Source organism: Mycobacterium sp. (assembly GCF_004298145.1).
GTDB lineage: Bacteria > Actinomycetota > Actinomycetes > Mycobacteriales > Mycobacteriaceae > Mycobacterium.
Window position 1 is genome coordinate 17,507 of record NZ_SCRH01000022.1, and the last position, 15,482, is coordinate 32,988.

The 15,482-nt window shown below is 62.4% G+C and carries 15 protein-coding genes; 9 read left to right on the forward strand and 6 right to left on the reverse strand.

Features of this window, described 5'->3' with window-relative positions; genetic code table 11:
* The first annotated feature begins 10 nt into the window (after window positions 1–10).
* The 6 genes from EPN51_RS08165 (at window position 11) to EPN51_RS08190 (ending at window position 7,568) form a co-directional block, all read left to right on the forward strand.
* Window positions 11–613 (forward strand): TetR/AcrR family transcriptional regulator C-terminal domain-containing protein, encoded by a 603-nt coding sequence (locus EPN51_RS08165; RefSeq protein WP_293040152.1) that lies wholly within the window; start codon window positions 11–13, stop codon window positions 611–613.
* A gap of 1,404 nt (window positions 614–2,017) precedes the next feature.
* Window positions 2,018–2,920, forward strand: coding sequence for a TetR family transcriptional regulator (locus EPN51_RS08170; RefSeq protein ID WP_293040154.1), 903 nt, complete (start codon window positions 2,018–2,020; stop codon window positions 2,918–2,920).
* Between the two features lie 74 nt (window positions 2,921–2,994).
* Window positions 2,995–4,050: a hypothetical protein gene (locus tag EPN51_RS08175; protein ID WP_293040156.1), complete on the forward strand. Its 1,056-nt coding sequence runs from the start codon at window positions 2,995–2,997 to the stop codon at window positions 4,048–4,050.
* The gene (locus tag EPN51_RS08180; protein WP_293040158.1) at window positions 4,047–5,201 is read left to right on the forward strand and encodes an LLM class flavin-dependent oxidoreductase; all 1,155 of its coding nucleotides are present in this window, start codon (window positions 4,047–4,049) and stop codon (window positions 5,199–5,201) included. The genes EPN51_RS08175 and EPN51_RS08180 overlap by 4 nt, the downstream gene beginning before the upstream one ends.
* Window positions 5,202–5,956: 755 nt before the next feature.
* The gene (locus tag EPN51_RS08185; RefSeq protein WP_293040160.1) at window positions 5,957–7,087 is read left to right on the forward strand and encodes a hypothetical protein; all 1,131 of its coding nucleotides are present in this window, start codon (window positions 5,957–5,959) and stop codon (window positions 7,085–7,087) included.
* A 46-nt stretch (window positions 7,088–7,133) separates the two neighbouring features.
* Window positions 7,134–7,568: a hypothetical protein gene (locus EPN51_RS08190; protein ID WP_293040162.1), complete on the forward strand. Its 435-nt coding sequence runs from the start codon at window positions 7,134–7,136 to the stop codon at window positions 7,566–7,568.
* A 52-nt stretch (window positions 7,569–7,620) separates the two neighbouring features.
* Here the strand turns inward: EPN51_RS08190 and EPN51_RS08195 are convergent, their stop codons facing one another.
* Complete coding sequence (locus EPN51_RS08195; RefSeq protein WP_293040164.1) at window positions 7,621–8,571, reverse strand: AraC family transcriptional regulator; 951 nt, start codon at window positions 8,569–8,571, stop codon at window positions 7,621–7,623.
* Between EPN51_RS08195 and EPN51_RS08200 the strand changes: the two genes are divergently transcribed.
* Together EPN51_RS08200 and EPN51_RS08205 are read left to right on the forward strand one after the other, a co-directional pair.
* On the forward strand, window positions 8,549–9,529 hold the full coding sequence (locus EPN51_RS08200) for an SDR family oxidoreductase (protein ID WP_293040165.1): 981 nt from the start codon (window positions 8,549–8,551) through the stop codon (window positions 9,527–9,529). The two genes, EPN51_RS08195 and EPN51_RS08200, sit on opposite strands and share 23 nt — an antisense overlap.
* 22 nt (window positions 9,530–9,551) lie before the next feature.
* On the forward strand, window positions 9,552–10,007 hold the full coding sequence (locus EPN51_RS08205; protein ID WP_293040167.1) for a nuclear transport factor 2 family protein: 456 nt from the start codon (window positions 9,552–9,554) through the stop codon (window positions 10,005–10,007).
* Window positions 10,008–10,040: 33 nt separating this feature from the next.
* Here the strand turns inward: EPN51_RS08205 and EPN51_RS08210 are convergent, their stop codons facing one another.
* The 5 genes from EPN51_RS08210 to EPN51_RS08230 form a co-directional block, all read right to left on the reverse strand.
* Window positions 10,041–10,838 carry an SDR family NAD(P)-dependent oxidoreductase gene (locus EPN51_RS08210; RefSeq protein WP_293040169.1) on the reverse strand — a complete coding sequence of 266 codons (798 nt, stop codon included), beginning with the start codon at window positions 10,836–10,838 and terminating at the stop codon, window positions 10,041–10,043.
* Window positions 10,835–11,956: a TIGR03857 family LLM class F420-dependent oxidoreductase gene (locus EPN51_RS08215; protein WP_293040171.1), complete on the reverse strand. Its 1,122-nt coding sequence runs from the start codon at window positions 11,954–11,956 to the stop codon at window positions 10,835–10,837. The genes EPN51_RS08210 and EPN51_RS08215 overlap by 4 nt, the downstream gene beginning before the upstream one ends.
* Window positions 11,953–12,411, reverse strand: coding sequence for a hypothetical protein (locus EPN51_RS08220; RefSeq protein WP_293040173.1), 459 nt, complete (start codon window positions 12,409–12,411; stop codon window positions 11,953–11,955). Before EPN51_RS08220 ends, EPN51_RS08215 begins: the two co-directional genes overlap by 4 nt.
* Window positions 12,411–13,328, reverse strand: a complete 918-nt coding sequence (locus tag EPN51_RS08225) for a phosphotransferase family protein (protein WP_293040174.1) — start codon at window positions 13,326–13,328, stop codon at window positions 12,411–12,413. The genes EPN51_RS08220 and EPN51_RS08225 overlap by 1 nt, the downstream gene beginning before the upstream one ends.
* Window positions 13,329–13,429: 101 nt before the next feature.
* Window positions 13,430–14,575 carry a TIGR03857 family LLM class F420-dependent oxidoreductase gene (locus tag EPN51_RS08230; RefSeq protein WP_366509405.1) on the reverse strand — a complete coding sequence of 382 codons (1,146 nt, stop codon included), beginning with the start codon at window positions 14,573–14,575 and terminating at the stop codon, window positions 13,430–13,432.
* On the opposite strand from EPN51_RS08230, the gene EPN51_RS08235 reads away from it, so the two are divergent.
* Window positions 14,511–15,305, forward strand: a complete 795-nt coding sequence (locus EPN51_RS08235; RefSeq protein ID WP_293040177.1) for a TetR/AcrR family transcriptional regulator — start codon at window positions 14,511–14,513, stop codon at window positions 15,303–15,305. The two genes, EPN51_RS08230 and EPN51_RS08235, sit on opposite strands and share 65 nt — an antisense overlap.
* Window positions 15,306–15,482: the final 177 nt, after the last annotated feature.

Here is a 15,482-nt window from a genome sequence, read left to right on the forward strand (position 1 = left end):
TCGGGAACGCGTGCTCGACGCCGGCCTGCAACTTGTCGACGACGAGGGCCTGGCCGCCCTGACGATCCGCCGCCTGGCGAGCGATCTCGACGTCGGCACTATGACGATCTACAGCTACGTGCGGGACAAGGACGACCTGCTCGACGGGATCACCCAACGAGCGTTGCGTACGCTGACCATCCCGAGTCCCGGCCCGGACTGGGAACCACGTCTGTCACGAGCGATCGGTGAGCTGTACCGGGTGCTGCGCCAGCACCCGGGAGCGACCCAGATCCTGGCCGACGGGCTCGTCCCCGGACCCACGCTCGACCCGGCGCGGGAGGGCCTGCTGGCCATCCTGCGGATCGCCGGGTTCGCCCCCGGGGACGCGACTCGCCACCTCAACGCCCTGTTCGGCTTCGCGCTCGGCTTCGCCGCCGTCGCCGGCCACCATCCCGAGCCGTCATCGGAGGAGCAGGCACGGATCGCCGCGTTGCCCGCGGACCGCTACCCCTACCTGGTTGAGTCGGCGACAGCCTTCGCCGCCCGTTTCTCCCAGGCGTCCTTCGACAGTGGGCTACAGCTACTCCTGACCGGGCTGCGTTCAGCACTCCCGGCGCATCAAGATTGCTAATAAGCCTCCCCGTAGTTTTCAGCGAAAAAGCAATGACACCGGCGTGCAGCTCGTCGAGCAGCTGTTCGTGCTCGAGCAGGTGCGCGGGTCGTGACCACAAATTGCCCGCAACTTGCCCACAGTTACAGACAACTCGCATGATCACCAGTGATGAACTTGCGCTGCTAGGAAGGGTTTTTACCCTGCCCCGCTGGTCCGTTAGACGAGTTCAATCCTGACAGGGGGCTCTGAACAGGAGCTCCGAACTTACCTATGAAGCCCTTGATGCTTGACGTTTCTCTTCGGGTGATGCGTGACAGTGTTCCGGTTGATCCTTTACAGCGGTTTGAGCTGGCCGCCATGAAAAGCAAGGCCTCGCCGAACGTGAGCATGGGCGGGCAGCAACCAGTTTTGCGCGGACCACGACTCAGAACCGTCGTCCATTGGCGGGGCATTCGCGAGGGCGCCGCCGCCGACCTGTTGCGGTCGATGAGTCATTTGCATGACAGTCCGAAAAGCACTGCACCAGAGGGCCTGTCGGTGCACGACCCTGTTTCTCAGGAGAGACCATTCCCGCTTCGTGACCGGGCAGACTCTGCATTCCAGCGGCGGCCTGGGATACACATTAGTGCGAGCTTGCCGCGGAGTCCGCGAACTAGAAGACGGTGGCATTATGGTGTCTGCCGGTGTCGACGACATGATCTGCTCGGGTGCGCAAGCATGCGCGTCTAAGCTGCGTTATGTCTTCGGTATGGACGCCGACGGCTATCGAGTCGTCCTCGACGTTACGGCGGCCCGACGCGCACCGTGTGCGCCACCGCGCTGTGTGCCGATCGGCACGGATGGCGGCCAGGCGAGGACGTTAAGGAGCTAAATCGTTTCGGGGCCGCTGCCCGCCCTGAAACGGGGCGACCTGCCAGACCACTCGCGGTAAGGTGAACTCCCGGAAATACTCTGTGGCCCATTGCAATCGCATCGTCTACTACTTCGGACTAGCCCTGGCTGTGTCCGGCCTCCCGGCGAGTCTTATGACAAGCAGTATCGGGGTCGTACCTCTCAAAATCGCTGAGGGTCGGGACGGTGTCGCGTGAAGAGATCCTCACGATAAGGCGCGCTGAACCTACATGATTGAGCAGACAGTCCGATCGAGCGTGTCCCGCCCATCGGCAGCCGTCGATGGCACGCAGCGGCTGGACGCACACGCAGATAGCCCCTCAGTCTCACGACGCTATCATCGTCACATCACACCTGGTCAACGCTGAGAATTCCGTACCGACGCCGGTCTTCACCGAGGCTGAATCACTAAGGGCCGTTCGCCGGCGGCCGCAACGGTCCCGCGATTGATCGTTGCGGACTGTTCCCGTCGGACTACAGCCGGCTGCAAACTTTAGTGAGTGAGTTGATGTGCTCGACTACGCTTCGGTAGTGGCAACGACGAGTCCCAACACCAGACCTGACTCGGACGGATGGGCGGGAAATGTGTTGCGGGAGGCGCGCACCGAAGCGGGTCTCACGCAGCGCCAACTAGCCACCAGAGCGCGTGTGGCCTCCGATATCATTGCCCAGATCGAGGCAGGCACCCACCAGCCCACACATCCGATGTTGGCGAAAATACTTGCCGCTCTTGGCCTGTCGTTATCCACACAGTTGGTGCCTATTCCGGCGGGTGGCGGCTTGCCCTCGGTGACAATTTCTCCGGCAACATCTAAGCGCGCGGAGAACAAGGCCAGGACGCGGCTGGCCTTGATGCGTGCCGCTGTGGACCTATTCAAGGAGCAGGGCTTTGATCAGACGACGGTCGAGCAGATCGCTAATCGAGCGGGCTCGTCGTCGCGAACCTTCTTTCGTTACTTCGGCTCAAAGGAAGACGTCGTGTTCGGCGATCAGGCCGATCACCTGCTGCAGCTACGGGACATGCTCGCGGATGCACAGGAGACAGACCGACCGCTGGAGGTCCTCCGTAATGCCCTGATGGAGCAGTTGATAGGGCGGATCAGCTACGAAGATGCAGACCTCGATGCTGCGTGCGTCGAGTTGTGGTCGGCGCCTGGGATCAGGGCGCGATGGGGCGACATTGTTTTCGAATGGGAACAGGTGGTGGCGGAGTTCCTGGCGCGCGAATGGCAACTTGCGCCGGATCATCCAGACTGCCGGATCAACGGGTTGATCTACGTGTCGGTGTTGCGCTCGGCGCTGATCATCGCCGGAACCGGCGGCCGTGAGCGCGCCCGTGTGGCAGCCGAGCGCGGCTTCGATCTGGTGGATACGCAAATAGGAGTCGTCAGAGCCGCAAACGACAAAACAGGCGGTCTCTGCCAAAAAAATTGACATAGCCTGCCATCTCCCCCATATTGTGTGAACGGTCGTTACACCGATCACTGAAATGATGGGGGTCACACGTAATGTCGCGTCGAATCATCCAATGGGCCACCGGAGAAGTCGGGGCGCTCTGCCTGAAGGAGATAATCCGGCGGCCGGAGCTCGAGCTCGCTGGGCTGTACGTCTATAGCGATCAGAAGAAGGGCAAGGACGCCGGCGAGATCGTCGGCGTGGAGCCGACCGGTGTCATCGCCACCGACGACCGGGACGCAATTCTGGCCACCGACGCCGACTGCGTGGTCTATACCCCGCTGGCGGCATCCATGGATCAGCTCGATGACGACATCGTCGCGTTGCTCTCGTCGGGTAAGAACGTGATCACTACCGCCGGGTATTTCGCGCCGGAGTTCCGCGGCACAGCGGTCAAAGGGCGTCTCGAGAGGGCATGCCAAGCTGGCAACGCTTCGCTGCTCGGCACCGGAATCGAGCCGGGCTTTATGTTCGACCGCGTCGCCGCAACGCTCACCGGAATGTGTACGGACATCGAGCACATCAGGCTGGTCGAGATCGTCGACGCGACGGAACACCCCGCGGCGATGATGCTCAAGGACGCGCTCGGCATTGGAAAGCCGCCGGGCGAGGTCACCGCCGATACCCCGTACGGGCAGTACTGGGCAGCGTTCTTCTCTGAGATGGTGACCGCAACGGCGCGACCGCTCGGGCTCACGATCGACCGAATCGAGACCGGGCTCGAGGTAGCGGTGGCCTCGCGCGACCTCGACATCGTGATCGGCCACGTGCCCGCCGGCTCGGTGGTAGGCAACCTGCACACCGCCACGGCGATCGTTGACGGCAAGCCGATGATCCGGGCCGAGATCTACTGGTTCGTCGAACGTGGCGTCGGCGGCTGGCCGGTCCCTGAGGACCGCTACCGCTGGGAGATCGAGATCGAGGGGCGCCCGTCGCTGCGGACCGTACTCGACCCGATGCCGAGCCTCAAACCCGGTGCGCCAGCACTGGACCCGGCGTTCGTGGGGACGGCGGCGACCGTGGTCAACGCGATCTCGGCGGTGTGCGACGCCGCACCGGGGGTGCTGCACGCGCCGGTGTTCGCGCCGTGGTCGCGGAGTGGGTCGTGAGCCCGCGTCCGCTCAAGGTCGACGTCCCCCTCGTCTACAGTCGCCATTCCCCGGTGTGTTCTGTGGTGGACGCCAGCCGTGCAATCCAAGCGAGCGGTGTGGTCGACTCGGTGACGATATGGGATCAGATGACGTTTTTCGCGCCGCCGCGGCTATGGAACCCACAGAGTTCGCCGCTGGCCGCCGTGATTCCGGATATCGATTCGTGGCCAGACCCCTACATTGTGCTGGGGCAGATCGGTGCCGCATGCCCCGGACTGGGCCTCACCACAACCAGCGACGCGGTGCGGCGTGGCCCAGCGGAGCTGACGCAGTCGCTCCTGACGCTCGCGCAGGTCACCGGTTCGCCGACGATGGTGCAAATGGGGGCCGGTGAGCTGAAGCAGACCAAGCCGTTCGGCCACAAACGCACGCAGGGCATCGGCCGGTTTGAAGACACCTTCGAGATCTTTCGCAAGTTCATGGACGACATGGACCCGATCGATCATGACGGAAACTACTGGAAGCTCGAGAACGCCTGGCTGGGTGGAGCCCGCCCGCTGCATCGGCCGGAGCTATGGGCGCTCGGCGCCGGGCCCCGCTTGATCAATGCCACGGCCAAATTCGGCGACGGGTTCTGCACCGCCGCACCCTTTGTGTGGAGCACACCAGAGCAGGCCCACGAGCGGATCAACGCGATCAAGCAGATCATCGAGCGCAACGGCCGCGATCCCGATGAGTTCGGCTTCGGCCTCTGGTGGATTTGTCTGATGCACGAGGATCGCGAGGTCATCGAGCAGGCGATGACCAACGACTACGTGCGCTGGATCGCCACCACCCTTGGCCGTTTCAACCCCGAGGACTGGCAAGCGATCGGCATCGACCCACCGATGGGTACCAGTTGGCATTACGCGACCAAGATGCTCCCGATCACCCTGGACGAGCAGGAGACTGCCGACGTACTCGGCCGCGCCACCGACGACATCGTGCACAACGGGTGGTTTCACGGCAGCCCCACCGAGATGGCTGACCAGATCCAGCCGTTTCTCGAAGCTGGTGTCAATTGGGTGCAGATCGCCGACATGCTGCCGATCACCCGGCCTCTCGAGGAGGCCGCCGAGTGCCTTGGCCGCACCCTCGAGGTCGCCGCCCTCATCAAGCAACGCCCCTAGAAGAAAAACGCCCGGAGATGTCGCGTTTGTCCATATCGAGATCGTCCACCCCGATCCAGAGGCAGCTGCTCAAAACATGCACGGCCGCGGCCACTACCACGAAACCTACAAAAAGCTTGACAACGACCGGCGGTACATCAAAACCGTCGACCTCACCCGGTTGAAGGTCGAATGGCGCTGACCCGGAGCAACCGGGGCAGGGGTTCGGCATCCAGGAAGACTTAAACGTCGGAGTGCTCAACGCGCCCGACGACAGGCGCGCGACGAGTTCCTCCGACCGGCGGGGACAGGATGAGATTGAAGTTTCAGTAGTCGGATAAGCCACCGACTGACTGTGGGCGGTGCGCGGCGTTGCGGCCGGTTGGCGCCACTGAATATTCGGCGCCGCACAGCATTCCGTCGACAGGCGGGTGGACCCGCCCACTCGGCCGCGGCACGAGAGGAACGGTCTCTTCCGGCAGGCGTCCACGGCCCAGCAAGGCCACTTCTGCGACAGCTCCGTCCGCTGGTTCGTTGGCGACACACCGGCTCCGCAGAAGCATCCGGTGGCTTGTTGAAAACCAAGAAATATCAATGGTTTCGAGCAAGACACTACTTGTGGACCGACCACGCACGCGATAAATAGTTGCATAGTCCGCGGGGCTGTGCTGGATGCCGAAGAAATGTCCGGAATGGTCAATTACGTGTCCTCTGCGGCCACCGGGAAATCGGTGGCTGTGACTTAGCGTCGCATCCTATCAAGCACGAAATCAATCGTGTCCGCTACGGCACTCGGCAGGAAGCTGAGCGCCCCCGAGAGTGAACACCAGGTATCGGAAGGCGAGGAGATTGCGTTGGGCTACAAAGTCATTCAATGGGCAACCGGCGAGGTCGGCATGCTCTGTTTGAAGGAGATCTTGCGACGACCGGACCTGGACTTGGTCGGTTTGCGTGTCTACAGCCCCGGTAAAGACGAGCGGGACGCGGGCGAAATCGCTGGGTTGCCGAAAGTTGGCGTTACGGCGACCACCAACATCGACGAGATCTTGACGCTAGACGCCGATTGCGTGATTCACTCACCGCTGTCGCAATCCGTGGCCGAACTCGACGACGATGTCACGGCATTATTGGCGTCGGGAAAGAACGTCATCTCCACCGCCGGGTATTACGCTCCCGAGTTCCGTGGTACCGATGTGGTGGCCAGGATCGAAGACGCCTGCAAAGCTGGTTCCGCGACACTGCTTGGAACGGGTGTGGAACCGGGATTCATGTTCGAGCGGGTCATGCCGACCATCACCGGAATGTGCACCGAAATCGATCGCATCACGTTGACCGAAGTCATCGACGCTGCGAATCATCCTGCGGCCGTGATGATCAGCGAGGCACTCGGTATCGGCAAGCCACTCGACGCGGTCAGCAAGGACACCCCGTTCGGCCAGTATTTCATCAGCTTCTTCTCGGAAATGACCACCGCCGCGGGCCGCGCAATGGGCGTTACGTTCGACAGCCTGGAAAGCGGGTTGGATGTTGCGCCCGCCTCGCGCGATCTCGACATCAAGGTCGGGCGGGTCGCGAAGGGCACGGTCGCCGGCAATAAGTACTGGGTCAAGGGTTTGGTCAATGGTGCGGTCTTCATGACCGTCGAGGTGTACTGGCTTGTCGAGCCAGGCGTCATCGGGTGGCCCGCTCCGGCCGACCGCTACCAGTGGCACATCAACATCGACGGCCGTCCGTCCGTGCGAATGACCCTTGACGCGTTACCACCCGACGGCGAACCGACCGGCAGCTTCGATCCGGGCTTCTATGCCACTATGGCCACCGCGATCAACGCGATCCCGTCCGTATGTGCAGCGGAGCCGGGGATCCTCCACCAACCCGTCTTTGCCCCTTGGCGCCCAAATGCCTAGGTGTGCAAACCATTCAGATTCGAGTCAGGATATAGGAGGAACAACGATGGCTGACAGCCAAGTAGGTACCCCGGCATCTCTCGCTGACCGCGCCGACGAAGCAGCGAACCGGGCGATCGTGCAGAACATCTACGATAGCGCTTCACGGGGTGACCTGCAGCCCATGTGGGACGCCCTCAGTCACGGCGACTTCACTGCCTACGAATACGATTCGCTGCCTTGGGGAGGGGTGCACCGCGGCTACGACGCCAACGTCGCGCTCACCCGCAAAGTCGCGGAATACTTCGACTATTCGACAATTCGCATGCATCACTACTGCGTCGACCGCGAAGTCGTCATCGCGTATGGAAGTTTGATGTGGCGTGGCATCAACGGAACCGAACCCCGCGAGGTGCCTGTCGCTGAGTGCTGGGAGGTCCGGGACGGCCAACCCCGTTCCATCCGGCCATTCTTCTGGGACACAGCGTCCTACGCCACTTAGAAGCGGCCGGCCTCAACGTCGCGGCCGGTTCTCAACAGCGGACCCACTTCGACTAGTGCACGGTGTTGGCGCGGCTGAGAGCACCCGGTGTCGCGCCGGTCCAGCGCTTGTAGGCACGAATGAAGCTGGCCGATTCGGCAAAGCCGATCTCGCGAGCGACATTGTTGACACTCTGCCCTGCGGCGAGTAGCTCCATCGCGGTCACCTTCCGAACGTCATCAACGAGCTCACGAAAGCCGGCACCCTCAGCGGCCAATTGGCGGCGAAGTGTCCGGCTGGTCACGTTGAAATTGGCGCTGACTTCGTCGAGCGATGGGATCCGGCCAGGATCACGCCGGAGCGCAGCACGTACCTTTGCGGCGACATCAGTTCCCTTGGTCGGTAGGTGATGACGCCGCACCAGCTCCTGGCAGCGCTCGGTCCACATCTGCGCGGCAAACGGATCGGACTGTGGCAGAGGCACATCCAATAGCCCGTTGGGGATCCGGATGACGTTGTGCGGCAGTCCGGATTCGACCGGCATCGGAGTGAGAGCGGCGGCCAACTCCTGCCCGGCCAATCGACCCAAGGTGGTCTCGATGGGAACCCGAGCCGACTTTCCCAGCAGCCGATGGATCACGGAAGCCTGCGCCGCCAAATCACGTTCGATCACGAAATTACGGACATCGTGCGGGACTTCGGCGCAGTCCAAAACCAGTCGCGCCTCATGCTTGCCGTAATCAACCCGCGGCCGACTGAATACGAACGATAGCTTCCCGTAGCCGTAGCGGACGCCGATCTGGATGGCGTCACGCAGCGTTGGACTGTTGAGCATCGCGTAGCCCCAGACGCCCAGCATGCCCAGCGTCATGCGGCAGCCCGCCTCTATTCCCAGGCCTGTCGCTGTTTCGGCCCGGCGCAAGACATTCCGGATGATGGTCAGATCGTCTCCGGCAGCGATCTGCAGATCGCTGCGGGACAGGTCATCCAGTGTCAGACCGGTGGAGGACAACGACTGGTGCACCGGCACGCCGTGGTTTACCGCTGTCTCCACTACCGCAAGTGCCGCGAACGGTGCGCGATCGAAGTCCCAGCTTGGTTTCGTAGCTCCCATCGAGACGAGGTTAGCGCGATCGCTCCACAACCTGTCCGGTTCGGTCAATCAAGCGTCCGGGCGGGGTAACAAACAACGCATGTTTGCTCCTAACGTCAGTCGAGTAGCGGAACTGAATCTGGAGAGTGTGATGCAAAGACTGGCTGGGAAGACGGCGGTGGTCACGGGAGCGGGCTCAGGGCTCGGACGTGCGACGGCACAAATCTTTCACCGCGAGGGTGCTCGAGTCGTACTCGGTGACGTGTCCGGAAAGGAGAAAGAGGCAGCAGCGGAACTGGGCGAAAACGCCGTCGCGGTGTCAGTCGACGTGACCCGGCCCGAGCAGGTCAACGCGCTCCTTCAAACTGCGGTCAGCAAATTCGGGGGGCTGGATATCCTCGCGAACTGCGCCGGCATCGACGGTGACCTCACCCCGGCGGCGTCGATCTCGGACGCCAACATGCAACGGGTTGTCGATGTCAACTTCATGGGGCCCTTCTATGCCATGAGGGCGGCCGTACCGCTGCTCTTGGCGCGCGGCGGGGGGTCGATCATCAATGTTGCATCGGCGTCGACGGAGAAAGCATTTCCGATGTTGGCGGCCTACGCGGCAAGCAAGGCGGCGTTGGTCTCGTTGACGCGCTCCTTCGGCGCGGAGCATGCAGCATCGGGCATCCGTGCCAATGTGGTCAGCCCCGGCGTCATCGACACGCCCCTGTCGCGAGCCTTTCCTCCCGGGATGTTCGAGGCGGCGGTGGAGGGCACGCCCATCAAGCGTCCCGCGAGCCCGACCGACATCGCCAATGCGCTGTTGTTCTTGGCCTCAGACGAGTCGGCCTTCGCCACGGCAGGCACGTTCTTCGTCGACGGTGGCATGAGCGTCGCCTGAAATCCAGAAGGGACATCCATTAATGAGCAGTTCATATGCTGACCGTGAAGCGATCCGCGACGTGTCAGCCCGGTACAACATCGCAGCCGACTCCCGCGATTTGGACTCCTTCGCCGACTGTTTCGTTGCCGGAGGCGTTTTCGATCTCGTCGGTCTGGCCCGATTGGAGGGGTACGACGCCCTGAAGAGCATGATCGGCGCGCTTGACTTTCCCACGCTGCACGTGAGCACTGACGCGGTGATCAACACCGACGGCGATAGCGCTACGCAGCGCAGTGCGGTGATGATTTTCGCACGCGAGCCTGACAGCAACACGATGGTGGTGCTCACGACGGGCCGGTACACCGACCGCCTCGTCAGAACTGGTGCGGGTTGGCGTTTCTCGGAACGTATCGTTGAGACCGACAACGCCCTGGGCGCTGCGATAAGTCAGCTGAGTCCGGCGTTCGCTGCAGCCATAGGCACTGTTGCAGGTTAGGTCAACTGCGGCGTCCTCGACGGTTTGAGGTGTTCACACCAGGTCGTCACGTCCCAGGGACATATATTTCACCAGTCCGCGGTTCACTATCGGGACGGGTAGGACGGTAAGCACACCCGCAAGGACTCGGTTCAGAATGCTGGTATGCACGAGGGTCTTTCCCTGGCGGACAGATTCGACACCAATACGCGCTACAAGTTCTGGTGACTGAATCATGAATTTCGGCATTTTCTCGGCGATCGGCGCGATTGTGGCGCCGTCCAGGAAGGCTGTGCGCGTTGTGAACGGGCAGATAACAGTAAACGTGACACCCGTTCGGGCGTATTCGACTGCAAGCGTATTCGTTAAGCGGACCAGGAATGATTTCGCGCCGGCATAGAGCGTTATCCCCGGGAAGGCTGGCCAAAATGCGCCCAGGGACGCGACATTGAGAATAGCGCCGTGACCGCGATCCACCATTGCCGGCAGCAGGCGGTGGGTGAGCTCTGCTGGGCTCAGTGACATGAGTTGGACGAACGCGCGCTGCGATTCCCAGTCGTTGTCGAGATAGCGCCCCTCGAGCGTGACGCCGGCGTTGTTGACGAGGTAGTCGATACGCAGATTCCGGGCCTGTATGGCGTCGACTAACGTCGACGCGCCGTCGGGCTCGGCGAGGTCGCTGCGCAGAGGGATCACAGTTTGTCCCGTCGCCTCGGTGATAGCGGCTGCATGCTGCTCGAGTAGCGGGAGTCGGCGGGCGGCAAGGACCAGGTCGTAACCGTCGCGGGCTAGAAGCCAAGCGATTTCGAGGCCGATGCCTGATGACGCTCCAGTGACCAGTGCTGTCTTCATACCTCGACTCCGACCGCCCGGCTTCTTTGGCGCCAAGCATCCAGAAGCTCAGCGTTCTGGTCGGGGGTACTGCCGTAGAAGGCCAACTCATCGACGCCGGCGTCGCGGAACTGTTGCAGCGTCTTCACGCAGGAGTCTACGGTGCCCAGGGCACAGGTCTGCTGCATCCAGGCGTCGGGGATCAGCGATGCCGGCCCCAATAGTTCCCTGCGGTGAAATGACTGATCGGCCGATGCGACGCCAGCCAATTGTTGGTGCTCAGCGAATTTGGCGAGTAGACCTTCTCCGTCCCAGCCATTGAACGCCGACAGAGCACGGGCGAAGCTGGGCATCTGGAAGTACGTGACGGCGCGCGCGTGCGCGAGTAGGCGGGTTTCGTAATCGTCGAGGTCGGGCGCGGTGACGATCGGGTGGCAGATACGAATTTCGGCGGGGTCCCGGCCGATGCGATCGCATTCCTCGCGGATGAAGCCAACCGTGCGGGCAACTGCCTCGGGGAGCAGATACGGCGTGAGTATGACGCCGTCGAAGGCGCGGGCGGCAGCACGGGCGGCGCGGGGACCGCCCAGTATGCAGCTCCAGATCTCCGGCGGTGGGCCATCGTAGAGGTCGCGCAGGGCGATATCGTCGAAATCGCCTGCGGGGCCGTGATAGCTGACGCTTTCGCCGCGCCAGAGGCGGCGGATGATACCGGCGTAGTCGATCAGATGGTCAAAGCTGACCTGCCCGTAGCTCATGAATTGTGGTTCGGTGCGGCCGAGTCCAAGGATGAAGCGCGGGCCGTAGGCCGCATGCATCGTGGCTCCAAGGGACGCGGTAACGCGTGGGTCCCGCGACGGCACCGCCAGCGCGCCGGTTCCGACCTCGAGACGTGACGTGACGGCAGCTGCTCCACCGAGGAACGCCCCGGCGTCTTTGATGTCGAGACGTTCGGAGATGAACGCTCGGCGGAACCCGAGTTGCTCTGCAACCCGGGCGTCGTTTATGCCTTGGGCAACGCTGCGACCGGTGCGTGGATCGTCGGGAGCCGTGGACTGCATCCGGCCGCAGATCAGATAGGTGCTGATGTCGGCGACAACCGATGACGATGGGTTGCCTACCGCGTGAACGCCGGTCATCCGCGGCCAACCAGTTCGAGGGTGCCGCGAACCTGGCGTTCGTGATCGACACGCCTGGCTACGACGGCGTCCAATCGGTGCCGCGAGTCACCTCCGGCGACCATCGCCAACTCAGCACAGTCGGCGAGTAGCGAAGAAGCCCGATGGTATTGGGCCCGCACCGTCGCCGTATTGAAGTCCTCGAGCTCGGCGTCACGCAACGCCGCGAGCCCACTGCTAGCGCGGCCGTCGTCGACTCCGTCGACGACAAGCCGGTCTGCGAGATCAGCGATGTCGTCGATCTCGCTGATCATCCAGCCAATTTCGTGGTCGCATCGGATGGCGATCGTGGCGAGCATCGAGTCAACCATGCTGAGACAGTTGACGATTCGGGGGTCCTCGCTGATTCCGCTGATCGTCTCCTCGATCTCGGCGCGGATCACCGAGATGAGCTGGCTGCTTGTCGGTAAAGTCATCATGGCGTCGCACCTGCTGTGTTATGCAGTGTCCCAATCAATGTCACCCATCCCTCCACCATGGCCGTCACCATGACGGTCAGATTCGCGGTCTGTAGCGAGCGGTTTCGTCCGGCGACGAGGTCGGCGATCTGCGCCGACAACCGTCGGATCATCGGGCCGAACGGCAGAATGGAGAAGTAGGCCACGGCCAGCGGGTTGATCAGCTCCTCGCCAAGGTGTGACTGGCCCAGATAGGCCCGGCAGAGCTCGGCGGGGTCGCCACGAGTCGGATCGGGTGGACTCAGCCCGGCCAGCGCCAAAAAATAACCAAGGTCTTCGCGTGGATCGCCGATGTGCGCAAATTCCCAGTCAATTGCGCGTGCACATTTCGACGCCGGCTCGATCAGCACATTCGGCGATTGGAAATCACCGTGCACCAACGACAACGGCGCTTCCGGTGGCCGGTTCTGGTCCAGCCAAGTGGTCACGTAACGCAGCAGCGGTGCCGGCTCGACTTGTTCTCGTTCCAGTTGACGCCACTGGTCGATCGCGGAGTCCAGGTAGTCCGACCACGATCTCGGCCGCTCGATCTCCACGGGTAACGCATCGAGATCAGTGCGGTGAATAGCCGCGGCGAGGGCGCAGGTGGCGTCCATAAGCTCGGGCCAGAACGCCTCGTCGGTTTGCTTAAGCAGTGTCATCAGCTGATCGCCATCGACGTAGTTAAGGATCATGCTGGTCGTGCCGAGCTCGGAGCCGTCGCGGTCAAAGTACAAGGGAGCACCGGCGAGATCTCCCGGCAGGTTGCTCAGGGCCGATAAGAGCGCGTACTCGTTGTGCCGGCTGGTCACGATGATTTGGCGGTCGGCTGGCGGGTCGCCCCGCCACACCAGATGCCTTTTCTCAGAGTCCAATACCGCGTCGAACTCGGCCATCAGTCTGCTGTATCCGCCATTGATCGCCGCATAGCGGGTGATCCGTGCGTCGGGATGCCGGGATTGCAGGAAGGCCTCAATGCGCTGCTGTTGTTGGTCGATCACTGGCCGCCGCCTACCTGCACCGGTGACTGTTTCCGCGCTTGCCATGCGGCGATCAGCTTGGCGTTTTGCGCGGGTGTACTGCCATATGTGCAGATCTCGTCCGCGCCGGCGTCACGAAACTCTTGTAACTTGCGAACACAATCGTCAATCGATCCGATTGCAGCTGCGTCGGCCATCCACTCATCCGGCAACATCTTGGAGGGTTCGACGAGCTGCACCCGATGAAAGTTGAGATCGGCCAGCACGCCGTCAATGCCAGTGAACTGGGGATGTTCCCGAAGACGTTGCAGTATTGCGGGATCCCAGTCGTTCAACAACTCATAGGACCGCCCCCAGACCGACGGCTGCAGATATGTCACGGCGCGGGCATGGACTATTTGGCGTGTTTCCTCGTCTGTCAGCTCCGGCGCCGTGGGAAGCTCGACCAAAATCCGTACCGACGCGGGATCGCGATCAGCACGCTCACATGCATCCCTGATAAATCGGGCCGCCCGAGAGACTCCCAGCGGAGTGAGCATGGCAGGCAGCAAGATTCCATCAATGGCCGGAGTCTGTGCCACCATCGACGCCGCACGGGACAGCCCGAAGTTACCCACGATGATGTCCGGTGCGGGCCCCTCGTAGATGTCCTTCAAACCCATCCGGCCCAAATTCCCGGCAGCTCCGTTGTATTCGAACTGTTCGCCAGTCCAAATCCGCTTGACGATGGTGCAGACGTCCGCCAAGGCGTCATAGGACAAGTGACCTCCGTGGCCATAGGCGGGGGCACCGCGACCCAGTCCGAGCGTGAACCGCGCTCCGTAGGCCGCCTGCATCGTCGCGCCGAGCGACGCCAGCAACATCGGATGACGCGATCCCGCGGCGATGATGCCGGTGGCAACACCCAATCTGTGGGTCCTTGCCGCGATACCACCCAGGATGGTTCCCGGCTCCTTCAGCTCTGGGCGCTCGGCGAGGAAAACCCGCCGAAATCCGAGCCGCTCGGCGTCGACACCGTCGCTGATGCCCTGAGCCGGTGTGCGGACCGACGTTTCGTACCGCACCTCATCAGGAAGGTGACTTTTCACCCTCCCGGAGATGACGAACGCGCTCAAATCCTGCGCGACTGCAGACGAACCGGACATGCACGCTCCTTGGTACATTTGTCGTAATATGTACAACGTACCCAGTTCAAATCGCGATTGGCAAGCCAGTACTGAAAGGTGTCCGGTGGTCACAGCACACGCGTCGCAAGCCGAGGAGAAACGCCAGACCGCCACGCTCAGCGAGACGACGCACTCAGCGACAAAGCTGATTCCCGACCCACCCGCGGCCATCATCGCCGCCGCGGCGCGATGCTTCGCCCGCTGGGGAATACAGCGCACTCGCGTGGAAGACATTGCCGTCGAAGTGGGTATCGCCCGCCCACACATCTACCGTTATTTCGCAAGCAAAGACGCAATCGTCCACGCCGTCGTCTTGCGCGAGATCCGGCATCACCATCGCCGGCTGGCCGAGCGTTTTCCCCACAACGGTCCCGCCGCCGACCTCATCATCGGATCACTGGTGAGCGGCATTCGCGACACCGCCAACGATCCGGATCTGCCGTTTCTGGTCGGCGGTGATGCTGCCAACGTGACCGCGCGTTCTCTCACTTCCTCCCCCGAAGTGCTCTCCGAGCTACGCACGCACTGGGTTCCGTTGCTTGAGTACGCCCGCGGACGCGGCGAGCTGCGAGAAGGACTCAATCTGGACAAGGCCGCCCGCTTCTTAGTCCATATCCAGCTGAGCTACCTCGCGTTGCCGGAGATGGCTCCACCGCCGACGGAACTTGAAGACGATCTCCGCCTCTTCATCCTTCCGGCACTTATCGAGGCGAATGAAAAGGAGTGAAAGGCAAGGCTGACGCCACGGTTCAGGCACCGTCCGGGCTGCTGGCGCCGACCTCCATTGTCGGCTCCGGTTGAATCCTGAGCAGCCTGCTCCGGTTGAAAAGTGAGCAGGTTTACGTACTTGAGTCTGCCTGACGATCGGCTTCCACGGAGGGCAGCGACTCGATTGCGGTGTGTT

Excerpts from the sequence above, each read along its gene's own strand:
- EPN51_RS08175 (WP_293040156.1), top strand. The coding sequence starts at position 2,995 with ATGTCGCGTCGAATCATCCAATGGGCCACCGGAGAAGTCGGGGCGCTC.
- EPN51_RS08190 (WP_293040162.1), top strand. The coding sequence starts at position 7,134 with ATGGCTGACAGCCAAGTAGGTACCCCGGCATCTCTCGCTGACCGCGCC.
- EPN51_RS08205 (WP_293040167.1), top strand. The coding sequence starts at position 9,552 with ATGAGCAGTTCATATGCTGACCGTGAAGCGATCCGCGACGTGTCAGCC.
- EPN51_RS08210 (WP_293040169.1), bottom strand. The coding sequence starts at position 10,838 with ATGAAGACAGCACTGGTCACTGGAGCGTCATCAGGCATCGGCCTCGAA.
- EPN51_RS08215 (WP_293040171.1), bottom strand. The coding sequence starts at position 11,956 with ATGACCGGCGTTCACGCGGTAGGCAACCCATCGTCATCGGTTGTCGCC.
- EPN51_RS08220 (WP_293040173.1), bottom strand. The coding sequence starts at position 12,411 with ATGACTTTACCGACAAGCAGCCAGCTCATCTCGGTGATCCGCGCCGAG.
- EPN51_RS08225 (WP_293040174.1), bottom strand. The coding sequence starts at position 13,328 with ATGGCCGAGTTCGACGCGGTATTGGACTCTGAGAAAAGGCATCTGGTG.
- EPN51_RS08235 (WP_293040177.1), top strand. The coding sequence starts at position 14,511 with ATGACGAACGCGCTCAAATCCTGCGCGACTGCAGACGAACCGGACATG.
- EPN51_RS08230 (WP_366509405.1), bottom strand. The coding sequence starts at position 14,575 with ATGTACCAAGGAGCGTGCATGTCCGGTTCGTCTGCAGTCGCGCAGGAT.